The organism is Denitratisoma sp. (assembly GCA_032027165.1).
In the GTDB taxonomy this organism is placed as follows: Bacteria; Pseudomonadota; Gammaproteobacteria; order Burkholderiales; family Rhodocyclaceae; genus Desulfobacillus.
This window is the reverse complement of sequence record JAVSMO010000001.1, coordinates 1,123,754-1,144,067: the sequence shown is the minus strand read 5'-3', so window position 1 is coordinate 1,144,067 and position 20,314 is coordinate 1,123,754. Positions and strand designations below refer to the sequence as shown.

Sequence of the window (20,314 nt, the reverse complement as noted above, 5' to 3'; positions counted from 1 at the left end):
ATGATTTATTCGTGGCATAGCGAGCACTGGAACCGACTTATCGGGCAGGCTGATCGCCTACCGCATGCACTCCTTCTTGGAGGTCCGCAGGGTGGTGGCAAAATGGATTTTGCACGAGCCATGGCGGCCAGGCTGCTGTGCGAGAGTGCAAGCGGGATTGCGGAGGCTTGCGGGAAATGCCCGTCCTGCACCTGGTTTTCGGCTGGCAATCACCCCGACTTCAGGTTGATTGAACCAGGTAGCGACGAATCTGACGGGGCGGATGACGATACGGAACCGGCCACCCAAAAGAAAAAGTCAGAGCAGATCCGCATCAATCAAATTCGCGTCCTTGACGACTTCCTTGGCATCGGCACCCACCGCCAGGGGGCCCGCATCATCATCATCCAACCAGCCGAAGCAATGAATCAGGCCACCGCAAATGCACTTCTTAAAATGCTTGAAGAACCATCATCAAGTACATTGTTTATATTGATAACTAATAACAAAAGAAGGTTATTGCCGACGATACTCAGCCGGTGCCACACATTCAACTTCCCGAAACCAACAACCTCTCAGGCAATGGCCTGGTTACGGGAATCGGGCATCCCGCATGCCGAGGACCTGCTGGCCCACGCCGGCGGTATGCCGCTGGCCGCTGCAGGAGAAGCTGGAAACTGGGAGCGCCTGGATGGCTTTTATCGGGATTTGGCGCAACTTGAACTTGCCGGTCCCGTCGCGATAGCCGGGCGTTGGGAGGTCTGGCTGAAGGAAAACAAGGAAGGGGAGGCCTCGGTAGATAGGCGCACGCTGGTAAGCTGGTTGCAAAAATGGGTGTTCGATCTGGTCATCATGAAACTATGCGGTCTGGCAGTTTTTCACACCCATAAAATGCAGGAAGTTCGCGCAGCTGCGGGACGAGCTTCGATAACGGCTTTAATTGACTGCTACAATGAGTTGCTGCGGATAAAGGCCGTATCGCAACACCCATTGAATCCTCGACTGTTCCTTGAAGACATGCTGTCTCGTTATGCGCGAGCAGCCTTGAGTGGGAGATAACGGACTTCATGTCAGAGCCTGCAAAACCCCAGCCTGTAGGTGCCCGCCCAAGCGTTCTATCACTAAACATCAATTCAAAATCAGCGCTTTATGCAGCATACATGCCCTATCTGAAGCGCGGGGGGATCTTTGTGCCCACCGCCAAGCCTTATGCGATCGGCGATGAGGTATTCATGCTGCTGTCGCTGATGGATGAACCCGGGAAACTGCCCATCGCTGGATCAGTTGTTTGGGTCACCCCGGCAGGCGCGCAGAACAACAAGACGCAGGGCATTGGGGTGCAATTCAGCGAAGACGAATCCGGACAGGCGGCCAAGCGCAAGATAGAAACCATCCTGGCCGGCTATCCTGCCGGCCGCCAGACCCATACCATTTAGCAGTGTCGCACCTTGATGCTGGTTGACTCGCATTGCCACCTTGATTTCCCTGAACTCGCCGGCAGAATCGACCAAGTCCTCAATTCAATGAAAGATGCCGATGTTGGCGCAGCGCTTTGCATTGGCGTCAGCCTGGAAAAGTTGCCGGACGTGCTTGCTCTAGCCGAGCAGCACATGAATCTTTTTGCATCGGTTGGCGTGCACCCAGAACACCAGGATTGCTCCGAGCCAGGTGTGGCGGAACTAGTGCGCTATGCTCAGCACAAACGTGTCATAGGGATTGGCGAAACCGGACTTGATTACTACTGGCATAAGGACCGACCGGAATGGCAACGGGAGCGTTTCCGAGTTCATATCAGAGCCGCCAAGGACTCAGGTAAGCCTTTGATTATTCATACAAGAGATGCCGCGGAGGACACCCTGAAAATCATGCGCGAAGAGGGTGCCGAAGCGGTTGGAGGGGTAATGCATTGCTTTACGGAAACCTTGGCCGTAGCAGAAAGTGCAATTGCCCTCGGTTTTCATATTTCGTTTTCTGGAATTGTTACCTTCAAGAACGCCAAACAACTTAAGGAAGTCGCAAAATCTATCCCTCTAGATCGGATATTGGTGGAAACTGATTCGCCGTATTTGGCTCCCGTACCGTATCGCGGCAAGACCAACGAACCGGCTTATGTCCGCTATGTGGCAAATGAAATTGCCAACCTCAGAGGCTTGGACGTCAAGGAGGTAGAACGGACCACGACCGCAAACTTCTGTCGCTTATTCAAGGTTGCAATAAATTGACCAAATTGACTTTGTTTCTAATAAGGAAGGTGACAAGGATTGCAGCGCTTGGCATGGCGCTGGTTATCTCTTCCGGCACAGCTTCCGCGGGCATTTATGAGGACTTGTTGCTGGCTATCGAGAATGACGATACGCGGACTGTCACCTCGATTCTGCAGCGTGGAATGGACGTCAATACCGTCGACAGGTCGGGGAATTCCCTGCTTATGCTGGCGGTACAAAAGGGGAATGTAGAGCTCGTGCAATTCCTGGTTGAGCATCGGGCGCGTGTGCGGATAAGGAATCAATATGGGGACACGCCCCTGATGTTTGCTGCCCTGAAGGGACATCTGGATATCGTGAAACTTCTGGTGGCGGCTGGGGCAGAAATCAATCACTCTGGATGGACGCCTTTGGCCTATGCCGCTTTCGATGGGCATGAAGAAGTCGTTGCGTACTTATTACTCAAGGGCGCTGATGTCGATGCGCTGGTGCCTAACCAGGCAACTGCGCTGATGCTAGCCGCAAAGAATGGTCACATAGAAACGGTCAAGTTGCTGCTCAAGGCACATGCCGACACTGACATTCGCACCCCAGGGGGAGGGACCGCATTGAAGTGGGCATTTGAAGGCGGCCACAGGGAGATCGTTGATTTACTCAAAGAGGCTGGAGCAAGGGAATAGTTAGCGCGCGGCTGGAACAAAGTCAAACAGAGTTCAGTTATCGACATCTTGTTCGTATAATCTGTATTATGTTAAATTTCTTAAAGGATACAAAAGCCTTATCTATATTCAATTCAGTATGCTGGGCACAAGTAAGCTTTGATGGTGCCCGGAGCCGGAATCGAACCGGCACGCCATTGCTGGCTAGGGATTTTAAGTCCCTTGCGTCTACCAATTTCGCCATCCGGGCGAGGAAAGGAACGAAACCGTAAAGGATTGGAGGCGGGGGTCGGAATCGAACCGGCGTAGACGGCTTTGCAGGCCGCTGCATAACCACTTTGCTACCCCGCCGCGGAATATCCGGGCTTGATGAAGCTAAAAGGGGAAAACGCAGTTGGCTACGCTTTCCCCGGAAATCTGGAGCGGGAAAGGAGTCTCGAACTCCCGACCTCAACCTTGGCAAGGTTGCGCTCTACCAACTGAGCTATTCCCGCGGAACAGGCGAGCATTATAGCGGCGCTGCCTGGAGTGTCAAGCTTCCCTGCCCTATCCTTACGCCCTTTCCACGATGTGCGGCCACGCCATTCGCATGTAATAAATCATCGACCACAAAGTGAGTACGGCTGCAAGATAAATCAGCCACGTTCCAACGCGCTGCGGATCGAATAGCGACAAAGGATCGTGATAGAGCAGCATTGGAATGGCGACCATCTGGCTGGCTGTTTTCACCTTGCCCAGGAAGGATACTGCGACACTTCGGGAGGCGCCGATTTTGGCCATCCACTCGCGTAACGCGGAAATGGTGATTTCCCGGCCAATGATGATGAAAGCAACGATTGTATCCGCACGGTCCAATTGGACCAGCATGATCAGGGCCGCCGCTACCATTAGTTTGTCCGCCACAGGATCAAGGAACGCACCGAACGCTGAAGTCTGCTTCAAGGTGCGCGCCAGATAGCCATCTAGCCAATCGGTCAGAGCCGCCACGATGAAAATGGCCGTCGCCGCCAGGTTTTGCTCCTGCGGCGCCAGCCAATCGTGATGAATGTAGAAAACACCGACGAAAAGCGGAATCAGGAGGATGCGGCCCCAGGTCAGCAGGTTGGGAATGTTGAGTGGCATCGTCCGTTCTCTTCGCGGTCAGTGCAGCTGATTGTAAATCGCTTCGGCCAGTTTGCGGCTGATACCATCCACCCGACACAAGTCTTCGACCGTAGCCGACCTTACGCCCTGCAAGCCACCGAACTGCGCCAGCAGTCGCTTGCGCTTGGCAGGGCCGACCCCGGGAATATTCTCAAGGCTTGAGCGAATTCGCACTTTGGCGCGGCGTGCGCGATGACCCGCAATCGCAAACCGGTGCGCTTCGTCGCGAATTTGCTGGATGAGATGCAAGGCCGGATCGTTTGCCGGCAAGTTGAGTGGCAACTCGGTATCCGGCAGCAGCAGGGTTTCCAGTCCGGGTTTGCGCTCTTCACCTTTCGCCACACCGATGGCGGGCAAGTCGGCCAGCCCCAGCTCCGACAGGACTTCGCGCGCGGCACCCACCTGCCCCTTGCCGCCATCGATCAGGATCAGGTCGGGGCGGACCCCCTCCCCCGCTGCAACTTTTTCGTAGCGGCGCGCCAACGCCTGGCGCATCGCCGCATAGTCGTCGCCGGGCGTGATCCCCGCGATGTTATAGCGCCGGTATTCACCCTTCTTCATGGCGCCGTCGACGCACACCACGCAGGAAGCGACTGTCGCCTCCCCCATGGTGTGGCTGATGTCGAAGCACTCGATGCGCCGCAGCGCCTCCGTGCCACCGAGCGCATCGCGCAGCCGTTCCAGACGTCCTTCAACATTGAATTGTTGCGTGGCCTGCGCTTCGATGGCGAGGCGGGCATTACGCTCCGCGACGGCCAGCCAGGCGCGTTCCATCTCGTTGCGGGGACGCTGCAGGGAAACCGCATGACCTGCCGCCTCTGCGAACATCGCCTCGCGGTCTTCCGGCGCCTCCAGATTGAGCAGAATGCGCGGCGGTGCAGGGTGATCCGCGTAATGCTGCTCAAGGAAGGCCAGCAAGCCCTCCTCGGGAGAGCACTCCTGGGCATTTAGCGGGAAGTGCGCCTTGTCGCCGAGATGCCGCCCGCCCCTCACCATGGCGTGATTGATGACCAGCATGCCGCGCTCGGCTACGGCAGCGACGATATCGACGTCCTCCTCACGTGCGCTCTCGGCATATTGCCGATGCAGCACATTTTGCAGGGACCGAATCTGGTCGCGCAGCGCTGCCGCCTTTTCGAATTGCAGCCGATCCGCCTCAACCTGCATGGCCTCGGTCAGGCGATCGATGACTTCGCCGTGCCGGCCCTTGAGGAACATCTCGGCCAGGCGCACGTCCGCTGCATAATCGGATTGGGAAATCAGCCCAACGCAGGGTGCGCTGCAGCGACGGATCTGGTGCAGCAGGCAGGGGCGCGACCGGTTCTGGTATACCGAATTCTCACAGGTGCGCAAAAGAAAGATGCGCTGCAAAAGGTGGATGCTCTCGCGCACGGCCTGGGCATGCGGAAACGGCCCGAAGTAGCGCGCACCCTTGTCGAAGGCGCCGCGGTGGAAGGCGATGCGCGGGCAGGCATCGGCCGACAGTTCTATATATGGATAGGACTTGTCGTCACGGAAGAGGATGTTGAACTTCGGCGACAGGCTCTTGATAAGGTTGTTCTCGAGGATCAGCGCCTCGGCTTCGGAACGGGTGGCGGTCACCTCGACGCTGGCCACCTGCCCGACCATGAGCCGGATGCGCGGGCTCAGGTTGGTCTTCTGGAAGTAGGAGGCGACGCGCTTCTTGAGGGCTTTGGCCTTGCCGACGTAGAGCACGCGGCCCTCGGCGTCGAGCATGCGGTAGACCCCGGGTTCCTCGGGCAGGGAACGGATCAGGGTCTTGCTGTCGAACATGTCAGCGCTTCAGATCTGAGCGAATGGATTCGAAGACGGCGTGAAAGGCCGGTTCGGTCAGCCGACCGGTCTGCGTGTTGTAGCGACTGCAGTGATAGCTGTCGTGCAGGATGCGACCGTCCGGCAGGACGTGACGGGCGCCGTGGGCGAACTTGCAGGCGCTGCGCTTCAAAGTCAGCGCCTGCAGCACGGCGTTGTGCGCCACCAGGCCCAGCGCCAGGACGACACGCGCCTGCGGTGAGGCGGCCAGTTCGGCGGCCAGATAGCGATTGCAGGTCCTGATCTCGTCCGTTTCCGGCTTGTTCTCCGGCGGCACGCACTTCACGGCGTTGGTGATGCGGCAGCCGGCGAGCTGCAGGCCGTCGTCTGCCGAGATGGACTGCGGACGGTTGGCGAAGCCGAAGCGATGCAGGGTGGAATACAGCAGCACGCCGGCGTAATCGCCGGTGAAGGGTCGCCCGGTGCGGTTGGCGCCGTTGTAGCCCGGCGCCAGGCCGACGATGAGCAGGCTTGCTTTCGGGTCGCCGAACGGCGGCACCGGCCGTGCGAAATAGCCGGGCTGGGCGCGGCGGCAATCCGCGAGGAAGCCCGCCAGACGCGGGCAGGCACGGCATTCGAGCAGCGTCGTCGCGGTCGCCACCATGCCCTACTCCTTGACCGCCTCGAGCATCGCCAGCGCCTGCCGGTAGGCGGGCTCGCTCTGCTGGGCCACAAGGGAAGGCGCCGGCGTGGCAGGAAGCAGCTCCTCCAGCCGTCGCGCGGAGACGGGGTCGTGCTGCGGCCGCCACTCGCGCAGCAGCCGCCGCGCCGCGTCCGGGTTGTTGCACACCAGCACCATGTCACAGCCGGCGGCGAGGGCGGCATCGGCGCGGTCGACGAAGCCGCCAGCGACGCTGGCGCCCTCCATCGACAGATCGTCGCTGAAGATCACGCCGTCGAAGCCGAGTTCGCCGCGCAGCACATAGCGCAGCCAGTAGGAGGAAAAACCGGCCGGGCTGGGATCGAGGTCTTCGTAGATGACGTGCGCCGGCATGACGGCGGCGAGATCCATCTTGCGGTGGGCGCGGTAAGGTGCAAGGTCCGGATACAGCGCCTGCACCGGCCGCGTGTCGACCGGGATCGCCACGTGGGAATCGGCGGCGACGAAGCCGTGGCCGGGGAAATGCTTGCCGACATTGGCCATGCCGGCGCGGCGCAAGCCGGCGATGAGAGCGCCGGCGAGCGCCGTCACCGCGGCGGGATCGTGATGGAAGGCGCGATTGCCGATGATCTCGCTGGTGCCGTGGTCGAGGTCGAGCACAGGCGTGAAGCTGAGGTCGATGCCGCAGGCGCGCAGCTCGGCGGCCAGCACGTAGCCGGCTGCCTCGGCCGTCTCGAGGGCATGGGCGGGGTCGCTGTCCCACAGCGCGCCCAGCGCGCGCATCGGCGGCAGCACGGTGAAGCCGTGGCGGAAGCGCTGCACGCGCCCACCCTCGTGGTCGATGGCGATCAGCAGCGGTGGCTCTCGCAGCGTGTGAATCTCGAAAGTCAGTTCCTGTAATACGGCGAGCGACTCGAAATTGCGTTTGAACAGGATGACGCCGCCGACCAGCGGATGCTGCAGGAGCTCGCGTTCTTCATCAGTGAGGCGCGGCCCCGCCAGGTCGAGCATCAGCGGGCCGAGCGGCAGGGAAGCGGTCATGGCGTGTCTTCCTTTTCCACGACGACGAAGGCGATGGCGGTGTCGGATTCGTCACTCAGGCTGAGATGGGCCCGTAGCCGCCTTGACAGCATCCAGTCGGCGAGCGGCGGCGCGTACTCAAAGCTGGGGCGGCCGATGCCGTCGCTCTGCACCGCGATGTTGTGCAGCGTCGCCGGATCGCGCAGGCCGAGGCCGAGGGCCTTGCCGAGCGCCTCCTTGGCGGCGAAACGCTTGGCCAGGAAGGCGGCCGGCCGGGACGCCTGGCGATAGCGGTCCATCTCGGCGGCCGCCAGCAGCTTGGCGGCGGTGCGTTCGCCGTGCTCGGCCAGCATCTGCTCGATGCGCGCGATGGCGACGATATCGGTGCCGACGCCGTGGATCACCGCCGTGCCTCCAGCATCAGCTGCTTCATGCGGCGCACCGCCTCCTGCCAGCCGCAGAAGATGGCCTCGGCGACGATGGCATGGCCGATGTTGAGTTCGACGATCTCGGGGATGGCCGCCATCGGCTTGACGTTCTCGTAATGCAGGCCGTGGCCGGCATTCACCTTGAAGCCGAGCTTGTAGGCGTAGCGCGCCGCCTCGGCGACGCGCTCGAGTTCCTCGCGGATTTCCGCCGGCGCTACGGCCTCGGCGTAGCGGCCGGTGTGGATCTCGATGGCCGGCACGCCGCATTCCCGGGCGGCGTCGATCTGGCGCGCCTCGGCATCGATGAAGAGCGAAACACGGATGCCGGCCTCGGTGGCGGCGCGGCAGGCGGCGCGCACGCGCTCGAAGCCGCCGATCACGTCGAGGCCGCCTTCGGTGGTGAGCTCCTGCCGCCGCTCCGGCACGAAGCAGACGTCGTGTGGACGGATGCGCAGAGCGAAGGCCACCATCTCGTCGGTAACGGCCGCCTCCAGATTCATGCGCGTTTTCAACCTGCCACGCAGGATCTCGACGTCGTGATCCTGGATATGCCGGCGGTCCTCGCGCAGGTGCAGGGTGATGAGGTCCGCCCCGCTCCCCTCGGCCAGCAGCGCCGCGCGGACGGGGTCGGGATAGGAGGTGCCGCGCGCCTGGCGCAGCGTCGCCACGTGGTCGATATTGACGCCGAGTTCAATCACAATTCCTGCAGCTCCATGAAAACGCGGCGCGAACTCAGTCGCTGGCCGCCGAGGTAATGGTGTAACAGCATGCGCATCAGCTGCTTGCACTGCGCCAGTGTTTCGGCCTCGCTGTAATCGTCCCGCGCGATGGCCAGCAGCGCGCGTCCGGAAAACGATTCGGCTGCGCTCGCCTCGGCAGACAGGGGCACCGGCCCGCGCTCGAGGACGTAAGCGTAGTGCCTTTGCGGGTCCACCGGCCGGCCGCTGTCCGCCTCGCGGTCCAGCGTCAGGCCGTAGCCCAGCTCCTTCAGCAGCGTTTTCTCGAAGCGCCTGAGCGAGGCTTGGCTCGGCTCGCCCACCGCTAGGGCATGCACCGCCTCGGCATAGGCCTGGAACAGCGACGGATGCGCATCTTCGCGCGGCAGCAGCTTGAGCAGCAATTCATTCATGTAGTAACCAAGCAGCAGCGCCTGCGCCTGCAGTAGCGGTTGGCCGCCAATCCATTCGACCTTGGCTAGGGTGCGCATTTCGCCCTGGCCGAACCAGCCTAGTTCGAGCGGCTGGAAGGCCATCAGCAGCCCGCGCATCGCCGAGCGCGGCCGGCGCGCGCCGCGCGCCACCAGTGCGATCCGGCCGTGATCCCGGCTGAAGGCCTCGACGATCAGGCTGGTCTCGCGGAAGGGATGGGTATGCAGGACGTAGGCCGCCTGCCCATCCATCCTGCCCTTGCCGGACCCGCTCATTCGTAACCCAGGCTTTTCAGCGCCCGCTCGTCGTCCGCCCAGCCGCCCTTGACCTTGACCCAGATCTCGAGGAACACCTTGCCGCCGAACAGTTTCTCTAGGTCGCGCCGCGCGTCGCTGGCGATGGCCTTCAACTGCTCGCCGCCCCTGCCGATGACGATCGCCTTGTGCGCCGGCTTGTCGACGATGATGGCCGCATGGATCCGCCGCAGCGCGCCTTCCAGTTCGAAGCGCTCGATCTCCACCGTCATGCCGTAGGGCAGTTCCTCGCCCAGGCGGCGGAACAGCTTTTCGCGCAGGAATTCGGCCGCCAGGAAGCGTTCGCTGCGGTCGGTCAGGTCGTCCTCGCCGAACAGCGGTGCCGATTCGGGCAGGTAGCGGGCTGCCGCATCGAGCAATTCATCGCCGCCGATGCCGCTGGCGGCGCACACCGGAACGATCTCGGCGAAGGGATAAGTCCGGGCCATTTCCGCGATGAAGGGCAGCAAGCGTTTTTTGTCGGCGAGACGGTCGATCTTGTTGATCACCAGCAGCACCGTCTTGCCCTCCGGAATCATCCCAAGGATGCGCTTGTCGTCTTCCGTGAAGCGCCCCGCCTCGATCACCAGCAGGACGATGTCGACGTCGTGAAGCGCCTGCGACACGCCGCGGTTCATCAGGCGATTCAGCGCATTTTTGTGCCTGATCTGGAATCCGGGCGTATCGACGAAAATGAATTGCTGTCCGGTCCGGGTGAGCACGCCAGTAATGCGATGGCGTGTCGTCTGCGCCTTGCGCGACACAATGCTGAGCTTTTGGCCAACCAGACGGTTGAGCAATGTCGACTTGCCCACGTTCGGCCTGCCGACGATGGCAATGTGGCCGCAGCGAAAACCGTCCGATACGTTCATTTCGTACCTATCTGTTCGAACGCACGCCTCGCGGCTTCCTGCTCGGCGGCACGGCGGCTCGAACCGTGTCCGGTGGCGGATATGCCGAGTTCGGGTATCAGGCACTCGACTTCGAATTCCTGGGCATGGGCCTCGCCCCGTGTGGCGCGCAATTGGTACTGCGGCAAGGCCAGCCTGCGTCCCTGCAGGAACTCTTGCAGAGTTGTCTTGGCATCCTTGCCCGAACGTTGGGGGTCTAGGTTTGAGAGAGAGGGTTCGTAGAGGCGAAGAATCGTGTGCCGGGCCTGATCGAAACCGCCATCGACGAAGACAGCGCCGAAGACAGCCTCCAGCGCGTCGGCAAGAATCGAGGGGCGGCGAAACCCGCCGCTCTTCAGTTCTCCTTCTCCGAGGCGCAATTGCTCGCCAAGGCCTAGCCTTTGTGCGATTACCGCCAAGGTCTCCTGACGTACCAGATTGGCGCGAAGGCGGGACAGATCCCCTTCGCGCACCCCCGCAAAACGCTCATACAAGGCTTGTGCGATTACGCAGTTGAGAACGCTATCGCCGAGAAACTCCAGCCGCTCATTATGCTGCGCGGCAAAGCTGCGATGCGTCAGCGCCTGATCCAGTATGCCTCGGCTAACGAAAACGTAGCCGATGGCACGCTCAATGGATGGCAGGCTCATTCACCAGCGACTTACTCGATCGGTCGTTTGCTGCCGGAACTGCTGCCCGCATAATCAATGAGGATGCTGACGTTGCCGGCAATCGGGATTTTCTTCGCGTATTCGAAGGAGATGACCAACTGGTTGCCTTCCTTGGTCACTTCCAGATCGGCGCCAGTGATGCTGGGGGTTTCATCTACGGTGGACTGACGATCATAGGCACTCCGCACCTCTGCCACCGTGGCGGCCCCGCTGTTCGCGATGGTTTTGATGTGCTTGATGATCGTGAAGTACTCAATCACCGAAGGCACCACCTTCATGCCGATGACGGCAACGCCAATCAAGACGACACTGACTATGATCAGGCCTATCAGGCTCAAACCCCGCTGCTTTTCAATCATACCGTGCTCCTTCAATGGAAGCTGCCGATGCGTTTCAGGTCGCCAAAGTTGAACCAGATCAGGAAGGCCTTGCCGACGATGTTCTGATCCGGCACGAATCCCCATACCCGGCTGTCGCTGCTGGCGTCGCGATTATCACCCATGACAAAGTAATGTCCAGGGGGAACCTCGCAAATCACTCCGGCGCTATTGTAGATGCATTTGTCGCGGCCGGGAAACTGCAGCACCTGGGTAACGAAGGCTGGCGCATCCTTGTCCAGAATGATTCTATGATCGACCTCGCCCAACCTTTCCTGATACTGGGACGAATAGTAAAGGCGGTCAGGGTGCAGGTAATCGGATTGCTTGGTGAGGGGGATCTCCTTGCCGTTGATGGACAGGCGCTTGTTCTGCCAGGCCACTTTGTCGCCTGGCAAACCGATCACACGCTTGATGTAATCAAGGGAGGGGTCCTCCGGCCAGCGGAACACCATCACGTCGCCACGCTGCGGGGTGTTCAAATCAAACACCTTCTTGTTGATGACCGGCAGGCGAATACCATAGGTGTACTTGTTTACCAGTATGAAATCGCCGACCAGCAGTGTCGGTATCATCGAGCCGGAGGGGATTTTGAACGGCTCCACCAGAAAGGACCGCAGGAGGAATACAACAAGGATTACCGGGAAGAAGCTGGCACCGTATTCCACCCACCACGGCTCGCCGGCATCCGCCCCTCGCCTTTTCTTCATCACCAATATGTCAAGTAGCCAGATGGCGCCGGTTGCAACTGTGAGCAGAAAAAGAATGAGAGCAAAGTTCAAGATCAAATCCCTATTTTGAGTCGACACGCAGCACGGCCAGAAAGGCCTCCTGCGGGATTTCGACACTGCCAACCTGTTTCATGCGCTTCTTGCCAGCCTTCTGCTTCTCCAGCAGCTTGCGTTTGCGGGTAATGTCGCCACCGTAGCATTTCGCCAGGACGTTCTTGCGCAAGGCCTTGATGTTCTCGCGGGCGATGATGGTGGAACCGATGGCCGCCTGGATCGCCACGTCGTACATCTGGCGTGGGATCAACTCACGCATCTTGGCGGCGAGTTCGCGGCCGCGGTATGGCGCATTGGCGCGATGCACGATGACGGAAAGCGCGTCGACGCGGTCGCCATTGATCAGGATGTCAAGCTTGACGACGTCGGCCGAACGATACTCCTTGAACTCATAGTCGAGCGAGGCATAGCCGCGTGAGACGGACTTCAGCTTGTCGAAGAAGTCCATGACCACCTCGGCCATAGGCATGTCGTAGGTCAGCATGACCTGGCGGCCGTGGTACTGCATGTTCACCTGTGTGCCGCGCTTCTGCTCGCACAGGGTGATGACCGCACCCACATAGTCCTGCGGCACAAATACTGTCGTGGTGATGATCGGCTCGCGGATTTCCTCGACTTTCGAAGGATCCGGCAGCTTGGAAGGATTCTCCACGGTCAGCACCGAACCGTCGCGCAACAGCACCTCGTACACCACGGTGGGCGCCGTCGTGATGAGGTCCATGTCGTATTCGCGCTCCAGGCGCTCCTGCACGATCTCCATGTGCAGCAGGCCGAGGAAGCCGCAGCGAAAACCGAAGCCCAGCGCCTGCGACACCTCGGGCTCGTACTGGAGCGAAGCATCGTTGAGCTTGAGTTTCTCGAGGGCCTCGCGCAGGGCATCGTACTGGTTCGCCTCGACCGGATAGAGGCCGGCGAAGACCTGCGGCTTGATCTCCTTGAAGCCGGGCAACGGTTCGGCGGCACGGCGGTCAGCCAGCGTGATGGTGTCGCCAACCTTGGCGGCCTTCAGTTCCTTGATTCCTGCAATGATGAACCCGACTTCGCCTGCCGAGAGCGCGCTACGCGACTGGGATTTCGGTGTGAACACGCCAACCTGTTCGCACAGGTACTGGGAATCCGTGGACATCAGCAGGATCTTGTCCTTAGGGCGCAGTGCGCCGTCCACCACCCGCACCAGCATGACGACACCGACATAGTTGTCGAACCAGGAATCGATGATGAGCGCCTTCAGGGGGGTGGCCGGATCGCCCTTGGGCGCCGGGATGCGGGCAATGATGGCCTCGAGGATGTCCTCGACCCCCAGCCCGGTCTTGGCGCTGGCCAGCACGGCCTCGGTGGCGTCGATGCCGATCACGTCCTCGATCTCCTCCCGCGCGCGATCCGGGTCCGCTGCCGGCAGGTCGATCTTGTTCAGGACCGGGACGACCTCGACCCCCTGCTCGATGGCCGTATAGCAATTAGCCACCGTCTGTGCTTCGACCCCCTGCGAAGCATCCACGACCAGCAGCGCGCCTTCGCAGGCCGACAGCGAACGCGACACTTCGTAGGAAAAGTCGACATGCCCGGGCGTGTCGATCAGGTTGAGGTTGTAGATGCGGCCGTCGCGAGCCTTGTACTGCAGGGCAGCGGTCTGCGCCTTGATGGTGATGCCCCGCTCGCGCTCAATGTCCATCGAATCGAGCACCTGCGCTTCCATCTCGCGCTCGGACAGGCCGCCGCACAGCTGGATGATCCGGTCGGCCAGCGTTGACTTGCCGTGGTCAATGTGGGCGATGATTGAAAAATTGCGGATGTGATCCATCAGAGACGAAAGGGTGCTGCAAAGCACCCTTTCGGAGGCATACGAAAGCGAGAAATTTTACCGGAAACTCAGCAAATAAGCACGAACTGCCGCAGTATCCAGAAAGTAGTGGCAGAGCTCGGTTCCGCCACCTACAACGACCGGAACCCGCTCGCCGTGCGCATCCTCGTGCTCGGGATGGGCATCGACGTCGACGACTTCGACATCTGCGCCCAGTTCTTCGCAAATCGGTCTGAGGGCGGCCAGTAGTTCGTCGCAGAGATGGCACCAGGCCCGGCTATAGACCGTCAGGTGCGCCCTCTGCCTACTTGTCATCGTTACCTTTGAGCGTGATGTAGGTCTGCTGCTCGCCGCGTTTCACCAGGAGGGTGATCGTCGCCGACTTGTCGAACTGGGACAGCAACTTGTTGAACTGGTCGACGCTCTTCGCTTCCGCGCTCGACCCCTTGTGCACGACAGCCAGGATTACGTCTCCCGGGCGCAGGTCGGCCCGGCTGCCGTTGGCGCGCACGTCTTCGACCAGAAGACCATTGGCGACTTTCAGATCGCGCTTCTGCTCGGGTGTCAGCTCGCTCAATACCAGACCCAGCCGGTTTGCCGTAGCTTCCGCCTGCTTCCCTCGTTTTTGGCCGCGCTGCGCCGTTTTTTCCTCTGGGATTTCGCCGACTGTCACCGTCAGGTCTCGGGAGCCCCCTTTTCTCCAGACTTGCATGGATACCTTGCTGCCGGGCCGGGTGGCACCGACAATTCGCGGCAGATCGCTGGAAGCATTCACAGTCTTGCCATCGAACTTCAGGATGATGTCGCCCGCCTCTACACCGGCCTTCTCGGCAGGACCGCCCTTCTCCACGGAATTCACCAAGGCTCCCGCAGCCTTGGGCAGGCCAAAGGAATCGGCCAGTTCCTTGGTCAATTCCTGAATGACCACGCCGATGCGCCCACGGCTGACGCGGCCACTGGTGCGCAGCTGGCTCTGCACTTCCATAGCCACATCAATGGGAATCGCGAACGCTACGCCCATATAGCCCCCAGTGCGGCTGTAGATCTGCGAATTGATGCCGACCACCTCGCCTTTCATATTGAACAATGGCCCGCCGGAGTTGCCCGGATTGATCGCCACGTCGGTTTGGATGAATGGAACGAAGTTTTCCTGCGGTAAAGCCCGCCCCTTGGCGCTGACGATTCCCGCAGTCACTGAACTCTCGAAACCGAAAGGCGAGCCGATCGCCACCACCCATTCGCCGACTCGGAGCTTGCCGGGGTCGCCCAGCTTGACGGTCGGCAGACCATTCGCCTCGATCTTGATCAACGCCACGTCGGTTCGCTTGTCGGTACCGATCACTTTGGCCTTGAACTCGCGCTTGTCGGTGAGCTTGACAGCGATCTCATCGGCCGAATCGACGACGTGGGCATTCGTCAGGATGTAACCGTCCGAACTGATGATGAAGCCCGAGCCCAAGGATTTGTTCTGGAAATCATGCGGTATCCCAGGCTGGCGTGGAATAAATCGCTTGAAGAACTCGAACATCGGATCATCCTCGTCGAGCTCCGGGAACTGTGGAAAGGCGCGGTTGCCCCGAATCGTCTGCGTAGTGCTGACGTTGACGACCGCCGTCCCATGCTTGTCGACCAAATCGGTGAAGTCGGGCAACTCCCGCCCTTGTGCAGCGACGTTCAGCGCAATAATCGACAGCAAAGCGGCGAAAAACAGTCTGATGCTCATCGACAGGCTTCCTTGGTAAGACAAGATGATGTGTTACGGCGGATGAGAACGGGCTCCGCCGCTGCGCCGATCCGGGCCCTGCGCAAAGTCAGTCCCGCCAGGACGCCGAGGGCAAGCCCAGCCAGCGCGCCCAGCGCTGCCAAGGCTTCGCTGCGCCCTGCTTCGCCCAAGTGGTTACCCGCAACGGCCCCCGACAGCAGAAACAGCACAGGCAGGATATACGTCAGTAGCGCAGCGCGCAGGGTCGCCCCATCGGCTACGCGCACAACAACATGATCGCCAGGCACGGCGCCAATGCGGTTGGCAATGCGGAATTGCCGCGGCTTGCTGCTGAAAAGCTGACCGAGAATGCCGCTTTGGCAGCCGCCAGTCTCATGACAACGCCCGCATCCGCCGCCGCCACCTACTTCAACATAGGCGTGATCGCCCTCGACGCGGGCGACGATGGCTTCCTGATCCATCATTTCTTCCTGAGTTCCATGCCGTCGCCCAGACGCATCAGGGTCGTCATGGGCACTTCGCCCAGCACCGTCAGCAGATGCTTGCCGGCCACGCGTTTGTACACATTGATGGCGCCCACGGAATAGGTCGCCTTTTCCGCCTTCTCGTCCCCCAGTGGCTCGATGAATACGGAGATGGAGGCCAGACCATCGGTAAACACGAAATGGGTGGTTTCCGTGCCGCCTCCCCGCCTTGCCTGCCGTTTCATGCCGGAGCTTTTCTTGAAGCCCGGCAGTTGGGCCTTGAAAAGCCAGTCGCTCCCGGCCGAAAGACTTTGCGATGCCCGGGCGTTGTGTATCCGCCAGGCCTTGCCCTCCGTGTCGAACCTGGGTTTCAGCGTTGCCCTGTCGATGATCCCGTTGATCTGAAGCTGGTTGAACGCGAATTGCTCAATGGTTTCGTTGCGCTCATTGACCGTGCGCGCCTTCAGGATCAGACCAGAAGCGATATCCGCCCAGAGATGATGGCCATAGCGCAGGGAGTCCTTCGGCTCAAGGATGACGAGTTGGCTGTCCAGTCCGGCCACCCGCGACACGTCTCCCTTGCGGATCTGGTAATGCTCTCCCAGGCTGCCGACTGATGCCGGCAGCAATGCCGGAAAAGCCTTGTGCTGGCCGCGTTTCTCGACAATGACGACCTTGTCGTCGGGCAGGAAACACTTGACCTCGTCATTGCTGCGCACCACTTCTCGGGGGCTGCCATCCAGCACTTCGAGCCTCTCCTGTTCGCCCGACGCGTCCACGAGGTGGGTAATGCGCGATGTTTCGGAACTGTCCCCGCTTTGATAGGTGAACGTGCCGGTGTAATTCAATTTTTGCGCAGCGGCTGCCATTTTCTGTAGCCAAGCCAATGCATCCCCGTGCTGATCGCCGTAGGCTGGGGCGGCAAGGGCGCCACCGAGGGCAAGCAGCATCAGCATACTCCTCATGGCCTGCCGCCTTGGCGAATCTCCGAAACCGAGCGCACGTAAGGCGCTACGCCCTGAATACCGCCGCTCGGGGAATGCGCCTGGTGGGCAACAAGGTATTCCTTCAGAGCACTGGAAGGGGATCGCTCTACGACAGGAGCCGCCTGCCCACTCAAGGGGCGCGGCTTGGCGGCAAGCTCCGTCGGCGGCAATGGCGAGTTGAGTGACAGCGCCACCCACCCTACTGCAGCCATCCCCATGACCGCGGCCGCCAGGGGCAGTGCGAAACGCAAGGGGGCGCGTTTCGGTTGGGCGGAAGGAGCGAACAAGACAGGCTCCTCCGACAGTCGCGCCATGACCCTTGCTGACAGATCGGACGAATAAGCGGGGGAGCGGCGAAGAGTGTCGCCAATCAGGTGATAGACATTCCAGGCCTTCCGCAACTCCCGGTCGCGCCGCAAGGCATCAATCGCACGGCTTGCTTCACCCGGTTCCAGTTCATCATCCAGCAGAGCGGATATGTCAGATTTCATTCTCACCACCTCTTGTCCGGAGCCGTATCGAGCAACGGCCTGAGTTTCTCGGCAACGGCCTCACGCGCCCGAAATATCCTTGAACGCACCGTTCCGATCGGGCAATCCATCATTTTCGCGATGTCCTCGTAGCTCATCCCTTCGATCTCGCGCAGTGTAATGGCCGTGCGCAGTTCCTCGGGCAACGCCTCCATTGCAGCATTTACCGTCTCTCCGATCTCTTTCGAAAAGAGCATGCGCTCAGGCGTATTGTTGTCCCGCAGCAACTCGCCCTCTTCGAAGCTTTCCGCCTCCTCGGAGTCGAACTCCGTGCTGGTTGGCGCCCGCCGGCCTTGCGACACCAGATAATTCTTCGCGGTATTTATGCCGATGCGGTACAACCAAGTGTAGAAGGCGCTGTCACCCCTGAAACTGCCCAAGGCTCGGTAGGCCTTGATGAAGGTTTCCTGCGCCACATCCTCCACTTCGGCCGGATCCCGGATCAGCCGCGACAGCAGTCGTGCCAGCTTGCGCTGGTATTTAGACACGAGCAGCCCATAGGCCTGCTGGTCCCCGTGCTGAGCACGGACGACCAACTGCTGGTCTACTTCACGTTCTCCCATTCGAGCGGCTGTGTTATTGGAAGTTCATTCGGACCGAAGGGCCGGACCGGAAGCCGCAAGTATAGCCGACGCGCTCCGCGCAGCGTCGCCGACAACCAAATGACAATGCAGCCCAAGAATAGTTCATTGGGAAGGGCCTTTTCCCGGCCCTGCCGCCCAGTGGTATAGTTTCGGGCCCTCAATTACCTTGTCCCTCACGTGCAGGTTTTCGACGTTCTGATTATCGGCAGCGGCTTGGCAGGGCAATCCTTGGCTCTACAGCTGGCCCCGCACAAAAAGGTCGCCCTGGTCACCAAACGCTCACTCGAGGATAGTGCCAGTAGCCGCGCCCAAGGTGGCATCGCTGCCGCCCTGGACGATGCTGACTCGATCGAGGCGCACATCAAGGACACCCTGGTTGCCGGAGCCGGCCTCTGCAACCTCCGCACGACCCGCTTTGTCGTGGAACGTGGGAAGGCGGCGATCGACTGGCTTATCCGCCAGGGAGTGCCGTTTACGCGCGACGCTTCCGGTGCCGGCTACCACCTCACCCGCGAAGGGGGACACAGCCATCGCCGCGTCATTCACGTGGCGGACGCCACCGGCTCGGCGGTGCAGGATACCCTTACGCAGCAACTGCGCATCCATCCGAATATTTCGGTGTTCGAGCACCATATCGCCATCGACCTCATCACCGGCGCCAAGTTCGGACTGCCCGACAGCGGCTGTTACGGGGCCTACGTTCTCGACAAGCAGGCGGACCATGTGGAAACCTTTTCCGCCCCGCACACGGTGTTGGCCACCGGCGGCACAGGCAAGGTCTATCTCTACACCACAAATCCGGATACTGCGACGGGGGACGGCATTGCCATGGCCTGGCGGGCCGGGTGCGCTGTCGCCAACATGGAATTCATTCAGTTCCACCCCACCTGCCTGTATCACCCGCATGCAAAGTCCTTTCTCATCACGGAAGCCATGCGGGGGGAAGGCGGAATCCTGCGCCTGCCCAATGGCGAGCGCTTCATGCCGGAACATGATCCGCGCGCTGAATTGGCGCCCCGCGATATCGTCGCCCGGGCCATCGATCTCGAGATGAAGAAACGCGGCCTCGACTGTGTCTATCTGGACATGACGCACAAGCCGGCCGGCTTCCTGATCGAGCACTTCCCGAACATCCATGCCCAATGCCTCGAACTGGGCATCGACATTACCCGCCAGCCCATACCGGTCGTACCGGCGGCGCACTATTCGTGCGGCGGCGTCGTCACGGATTTCTCCGCCCGAACCGCCCTGCCCGGCCTCTATTCGGTAGGCGAAACCGCCTTCACCGGCCTGCACGGCGCCAACCGCCTGGCCAGTAATTCGCTGCTTGAATGCCTGGTGTTTTCCGCCGCAGCGGCCGAGGACATCCTCAGGTCGGGACGCCGCCACCTGTCTGCCCTCCCGCCATGGGACGAGAGCCGCGTCACGGATGCCGACGAGGAAATTGTCCTGTCGCACAACTGGGATGAATTGCGCCGCTTCATGTGGGACTACGTCGGCATCGTGCGCACCAACAAGCGCCTGGAGCGAGCTCGCCACCGCATCCGCCTGCTGGAGCGGGAAATCGACGAGTACTACGCCAATTTCCGCGTCACGAACGACTTGATTGAATTGCGCAACCTCGTGCTGACCGCCGACCTCATCGTGCGCTGCGCCCAGCGGCGTCGGGAAAGCCGGGGCCTGCACGCCAGTCGCGATTATCCGGAGACCCTGTCCGCGGCACGCAACACCCTGTTGCGAAACCGCCTCAATTAAGCTTCCAGCAAAGCCAGGAACGCAGGATACGGTCATCCTCCTCTGGCAGAGAATCGGGCAGGATCAGCAGTGGCTGCAAACGGCGTGAACCGGGTAACTGGAGCAGCATAACGATCAGCCAAGGCAGGACGGCGGTTTGCCCGGACACCGAGGCTTCGAACTGTCTGCCATCATTCCGTCGTACCTCGATCGAGCCATCGTCCCTCAGGACCAGTTCGCATATTGCGGACGTTGTCAGGAGCAAGGCATGATGGCGAATCGACATCCCAAGCGAGGCCATTATTGCGCTTGCGAGAGCCAGCTTAAGCCAGATATGGATATTGAGCGGCACCAGACTGCCCAAGGCTGCAAGGTGCAGCAGGGCAAGCATTAGTGCTAGGCAAGGCGAGGAACGGAGCCCTAGCCGATGCGGGAGAAGCATCCGGCTAGGGGATCGGTCG

Annotated in this window: 24 protein-coding genes and 3 tRNA genes; 5 read left to right on the top strand and 22 right to left on the bottom strand. The window is 60.8% G+C overall.

Annotated features, from left to right (window positions below):
* From holB to ROZ00_05590, 4 genes are read left to right on the top strand one after another with little or no spacing between them, the layout of a single operon-like run.
* Entirely contained in the window at positions 1–1,038 is a 1,038-nt protein-coding gene (holB, locus tag ROZ00_05605; protein ID MDT3735679.1) for a DNA polymerase III subunit delta', read from the top strand.
* An 8-nt stretch (positions 1,039–1,046) separates the two neighbouring features.
* Positions 1,047–1,415, top strand: coding sequence for a PilZ domain-containing protein (locus ROZ00_05600; GenBank protein MDT3735678.1), 369 nt, complete (start codon positions 1,047–1,049; stop codon positions 1,413–1,415).
* 15 nt (positions 1,416–1,430) lie between these two features.
* Positions 1,431–2,201 (top strand): TatD family hydrolase, encoded by a 771-nt coding sequence (locus ROZ00_05595; GenBank protein ID MDT3735677.1) that lies wholly within the window; start codon positions 1,431–1,433, stop codon positions 2,199–2,201.
* Positions 2,202–2,254: 53 nt separating this feature from the next.
* A complete protein-coding gene (locus tag ROZ00_05590; protein ID MDT3735676.1) occupies positions 2,255–2,863 on the top strand; it encodes an ankyrin repeat domain-containing protein in 609 nt (202 codons plus the stop codon).
* Positions 2,864–3,005: 142 nt separating this feature from the next.
* Here ROZ00_05590 and ROZ00_05585 read toward each other — a convergent pair.
* The 21 genes from ROZ00_05585 to rpoE form a co-directional block, all read right to left on the bottom strand.
* Positions 3,006–3,092 (bottom strand) — tRNA-Leu (locus ROZ00_05585).
* Between the two features lie 27 nt (positions 3,093–3,119).
* Positions 3,120–3,193, bottom strand: a tRNA-Cys gene (locus tag ROZ00_05580).
* Between the two features lie 67 nt (positions 3,194–3,260).
* Positions 3,261–3,336 (bottom strand) — tRNA-Gly (locus ROZ00_05575).
* A 58-nt stretch (positions 3,337–3,394) separates the two neighbouring features.
* Positions 3,395–3,964, bottom strand: a complete 570-nt coding sequence (gene pgsA, locus ROZ00_05570; GenBank protein ID MDT3735675.1) for a CDP-diacylglycerol--glycerol-3-phosphate 3-phosphatidyltransferase — start codon at positions 3,962–3,964, stop codon at positions 3,395–3,397.
* An 18-nt stretch (positions 3,965–3,982) separates the two neighbouring features.
* Positions 3,983–5,779, bottom strand: a complete 1,797-nt coding sequence (gene uvrC / locus ROZ00_05565) for an excinuclease ABC subunit UvrC (protein MDT3735674.1) — start codon at positions 5,777–5,779, stop codon at positions 3,983–3,985.
* A 1-nt stretch (position 5,780) separates the two neighbouring features.
* On the bottom strand, positions 5,781–6,422 hold the full coding sequence (locus ROZ00_05560; GenBank protein ID MDT3735673.1) for a uracil-DNA glycosylase: 642 nt from the start codon (positions 6,420–6,422) through the stop codon (positions 5,781–5,783).
* A gap of 3 nt (positions 6,423–6,425) precedes the next feature.
* Positions 6,426–7,460, bottom strand: a complete 1,035-nt coding sequence (nagZ, locus tag ROZ00_05555) for a beta-N-acetylhexosaminidase (GenBank protein ID MDT3735672.1) — start codon at positions 7,458–7,460, stop codon at positions 6,426–6,428.
* Positions 7,457–7,843 carry a holo-ACP synthase gene (acpS, locus tag ROZ00_05550; GenBank protein ID MDT3735671.1) on the bottom strand — a complete coding sequence of 129 codons (387 nt, stop codon included), beginning with the start codon at positions 7,841–7,843 and terminating at the stop codon, positions 7,457–7,459. The genes nagZ and acpS overlap by 4 nt, the downstream gene beginning before the upstream one ends.
* On the bottom strand, positions 7,840–8,565 hold the full coding sequence (gene pdxJ, locus ROZ00_05545; protein ID MDT3735670.1) for a pyridoxine 5'-phosphate synthase: 726 nt from the start codon (positions 8,563–8,565) through the stop codon (positions 7,840–7,842). Before pdxJ ends, acpS begins: the two co-directional genes overlap by 4 nt.
* Entirely contained in the window at positions 8,562–9,290 is a 729-nt protein-coding gene (recO, locus tag ROZ00_05540; protein MDT3735669.1) for a DNA repair protein RecO, read from the bottom strand. Before recO ends, pdxJ begins: the two co-directional genes overlap by 4 nt.
* The gene (gene era, locus ROZ00_05535) at positions 9,287–10,180 is read right to left on the bottom strand and encodes a GTPase Era (GenBank protein MDT3735668.1); all 894 of its coding nucleotides are present in this window, start codon (positions 10,178–10,180) and stop codon (positions 9,287–9,289) included. The genes recO and era overlap by 4 nt, the downstream gene beginning before the upstream one ends.
* Positions 10,177–10,848 carry a ribonuclease III gene (gene rnc, locus ROZ00_05530; GenBank protein ID MDT3735667.1) on the bottom strand — a complete coding sequence of 224 codons (672 nt, stop codon included), beginning with the start codon at positions 10,846–10,848 and terminating at the stop codon, positions 10,177–10,179. Before rnc ends, era begins: the two co-directional genes overlap by 4 nt.
* Before the next feature lie 11 nt (positions 10,849–10,859).
* Positions 10,860–11,228: a DUF4845 domain-containing protein gene (locus ROZ00_05525; GenBank protein MDT3735666.1), complete on the bottom strand. Its 369-nt coding sequence runs from the start codon at positions 11,226–11,228 to the stop codon at positions 10,860–10,862.
* Positions 11,229–11,239: 11 nt separating this feature from the next.
* Positions 11,240–12,028, bottom strand: coding sequence for a signal peptidase I (lepB, locus tag ROZ00_05520; protein ID MDT3735665.1), 789 nt, complete (start codon positions 12,026–12,028; stop codon positions 11,240–11,242).
* Positions 12,029–12,038: 10 nt separating this feature from the next.
* Positions 12,039–13,835, bottom strand: coding sequence for a translation elongation factor 4 (gene lepA / locus ROZ00_05515; protein ID MDT3735664.1), 1,797 nt, complete (start codon positions 13,833–13,835; stop codon positions 12,039–12,041).
* A gap of 54 nt (positions 13,836–13,889) precedes the next feature.
* Positions 13,890–14,147: a glutaredoxin family protein gene (locus ROZ00_05510; GenBank protein MDT3735663.1), complete on the bottom strand. Its 258-nt coding sequence runs from the start codon at positions 14,145–14,147 to the stop codon at positions 13,890–13,892.
* Positions 14,137–15,555 (bottom strand): DegQ family serine endoprotease, encoded by a 1,419-nt coding sequence (locus ROZ00_05505; GenBank protein ID MDT3735662.1) that lies wholly within the window; start codon positions 15,553–15,555, stop codon positions 14,137–14,139. Before ROZ00_05505 ends, ROZ00_05510 begins: the two co-directional genes overlap by 11 nt.
* Positions 15,552–16,016, bottom strand: a complete 465-nt coding sequence (locus ROZ00_05500) for a SoxR reducing system RseC family protein (GenBank protein MDT3735661.1) — start codon at positions 16,014–16,016, stop codon at positions 15,552–15,554. Before ROZ00_05500 ends, ROZ00_05505 begins: the two co-directional genes overlap by 4 nt.
* Positions 16,016–16,969, bottom strand: a complete 954-nt coding sequence (locus ROZ00_05495; protein ID MDT3735660.1) for a MucB/RseB C-terminal domain-containing protein — start codon at positions 16,967–16,969, stop codon at positions 16,016–16,018. Before ROZ00_05495 ends, ROZ00_05500 begins: the two co-directional genes overlap by 1 nt.
* 11 nt (positions 16,970–16,980) lie before the next feature.
* Positions 16,981–17,496: a sigma-E factor negative regulatory protein gene (locus ROZ00_05490; protein MDT3735659.1), complete on the bottom strand. Its 516-nt coding sequence runs from the start codon at positions 17,494–17,496 to the stop codon at positions 16,981–16,983.
* Positions 17,497–17,498: 2 nt separating this feature from the next.
* Positions 17,499–18,098, bottom strand: a complete 600-nt coding sequence (gene rpoE, locus ROZ00_05485; protein MDT3735658.1) for an RNA polymerase sigma factor RpoE — start codon at positions 18,096–18,098, stop codon at positions 17,499–17,501.
* 198 nt (positions 18,099–18,296) lie between these two features.
* Between rpoE and nadB the strand changes: the two genes are divergently transcribed.
* Positions 18,297–19,874, top strand: coding sequence for an L-aspartate oxidase (gene nadB / locus ROZ00_05480; GenBank protein MDT3735657.1), 1,578 nt, complete (start codon positions 18,297–18,299; stop codon positions 19,872–19,874).
* Here the strand turns inward: nadB and ROZ00_05475 are convergent.
* Positions 19,867–20,295, bottom strand: a complete 429-nt coding sequence (locus tag ROZ00_05475) for a protein YgfX (GenBank protein ID MDT3735656.1) — start codon at positions 20,293–20,295, stop codon at positions 19,867–19,869. The genes nadB and ROZ00_05475 overlap by 8 nt on opposite strands.
* Positions 20,296–20,314: the final 19 nt, after the last annotated feature.

Coding starts and splice junctions, on each gene's coding strand:
- holB (MDT3735679.1), top strand. CDS start 1: ATGATTTATTCGTGGCATAGCGAGCACTGGAACCGACTTATCGGGCAG.
- ROZ00_05600 (MDT3735678.1), top strand. CDS start 1,047: ATGTCAGAGCCTGCAAAACCCCAGCCTGTAGGTGCCCGCCCAAGCGTT.
- ROZ00_05595 (MDT3735677.1), top strand. CDS start 1,431: ATGCTGGTTGACTCGCATTGCCACCTTGATTTCCCTGAACTCGCCGGC.
- ROZ00_05590 (MDT3735676.1), top strand. CDS start 2,255: ATGGCGCTGGTTATCTCTTCCGGCACAGCTTCCGCGGGCATTTATGAG.
- pgsA (MDT3735675.1), bottom strand. CDS start 3,964: ATGCCACTCAACATTCCCAACCTGCTGACCTGGGGCCGCATCCTCCTG.
- uvrC (MDT3735674.1), bottom strand. CDS start 5,779: ATGTTCGACAGCAAGACCCTGATCCGTTCCCTGCCCGAGGAACCCGGG.
- ROZ00_05560 (MDT3735673.1), bottom strand. CDS start 6,422: ATGGTGGCGACCGCGACGACGCTGCTCGAATGCCGTGCCTGCCCGCGT.
- nagZ (MDT3735672.1), bottom strand. CDS start 7,460: ATGACCGCTTCCCTGCCGCTCGGCCCGCTGATGCTCGACCTGGCGGGG.
- recO (MDT3735669.1), bottom strand. CDS start 9,290: ATGAGCGGGTCCGGCAAGGGCAGGATGGATGGGCAGGCGGCCTACGTC.
- era (MDT3735668.1), bottom strand. CDS start 10,180: ATGAACGTATCGGACGGTTTTCGCTGCGGCCACATTGCCATCGTCGGC.
- rnc (MDT3735667.1), bottom strand. CDS start 10,848: ATGAGCCTGCCATCCATTGAGCGTGCCATCGGCTACGTTTTCGTTAGC.
- ROZ00_05525 (MDT3735666.1), bottom strand. CDS start 11,228: ATGATTGAAAAGCAGCGGGGTTTGAGCCTGATAGGCCTGATCATAGTC.
- ROZ00_05510 (MDT3735663.1), bottom strand. CDS start 14,147: ATGACAAGTAGGCAGAGGGCGCACCTGACGGTCTATAGCCGGGCCTGG.
- ROZ00_05505 (MDT3735662.1), bottom strand. CDS start 15,555: ATGAGCATCAGACTGTTTTTCGCCGCTTTGCTGTCGATTATTGCGCTG.
- ROZ00_05500 (MDT3735661.1), bottom strand. CDS start 16,016: ATGGATCAGGAAGCCATCGTCGCCCGCGTCGAGGGCGATCACGCCTAT.
- ROZ00_05495 (MDT3735660.1), bottom strand. CDS start 16,969: ATGCTGCTTGCCCTCGGTGGCGCCCTTGCCGCCCCAGCCTACGGCGAT.
- ROZ00_05490 (MDT3735659.1), bottom strand. CDS start 17,496: ATGAAATCTGACATATCCGCTCTGCTGGATGATGAACTGGAACCGGGT.
- rpoE (MDT3735658.1), bottom strand. CDS start 18,098: ATGGGAGAACGTGAAGTAGACCAGCAGTTGGTCGTCCGTGCTCAGCAC.
- ROZ00_05475 (MDT3735656.1), bottom strand. CDS start 20,295: ATGCTTCTCCCGCATCGGCTAGGGCTCCGTTCCTCGCCTTGCCTAGCA.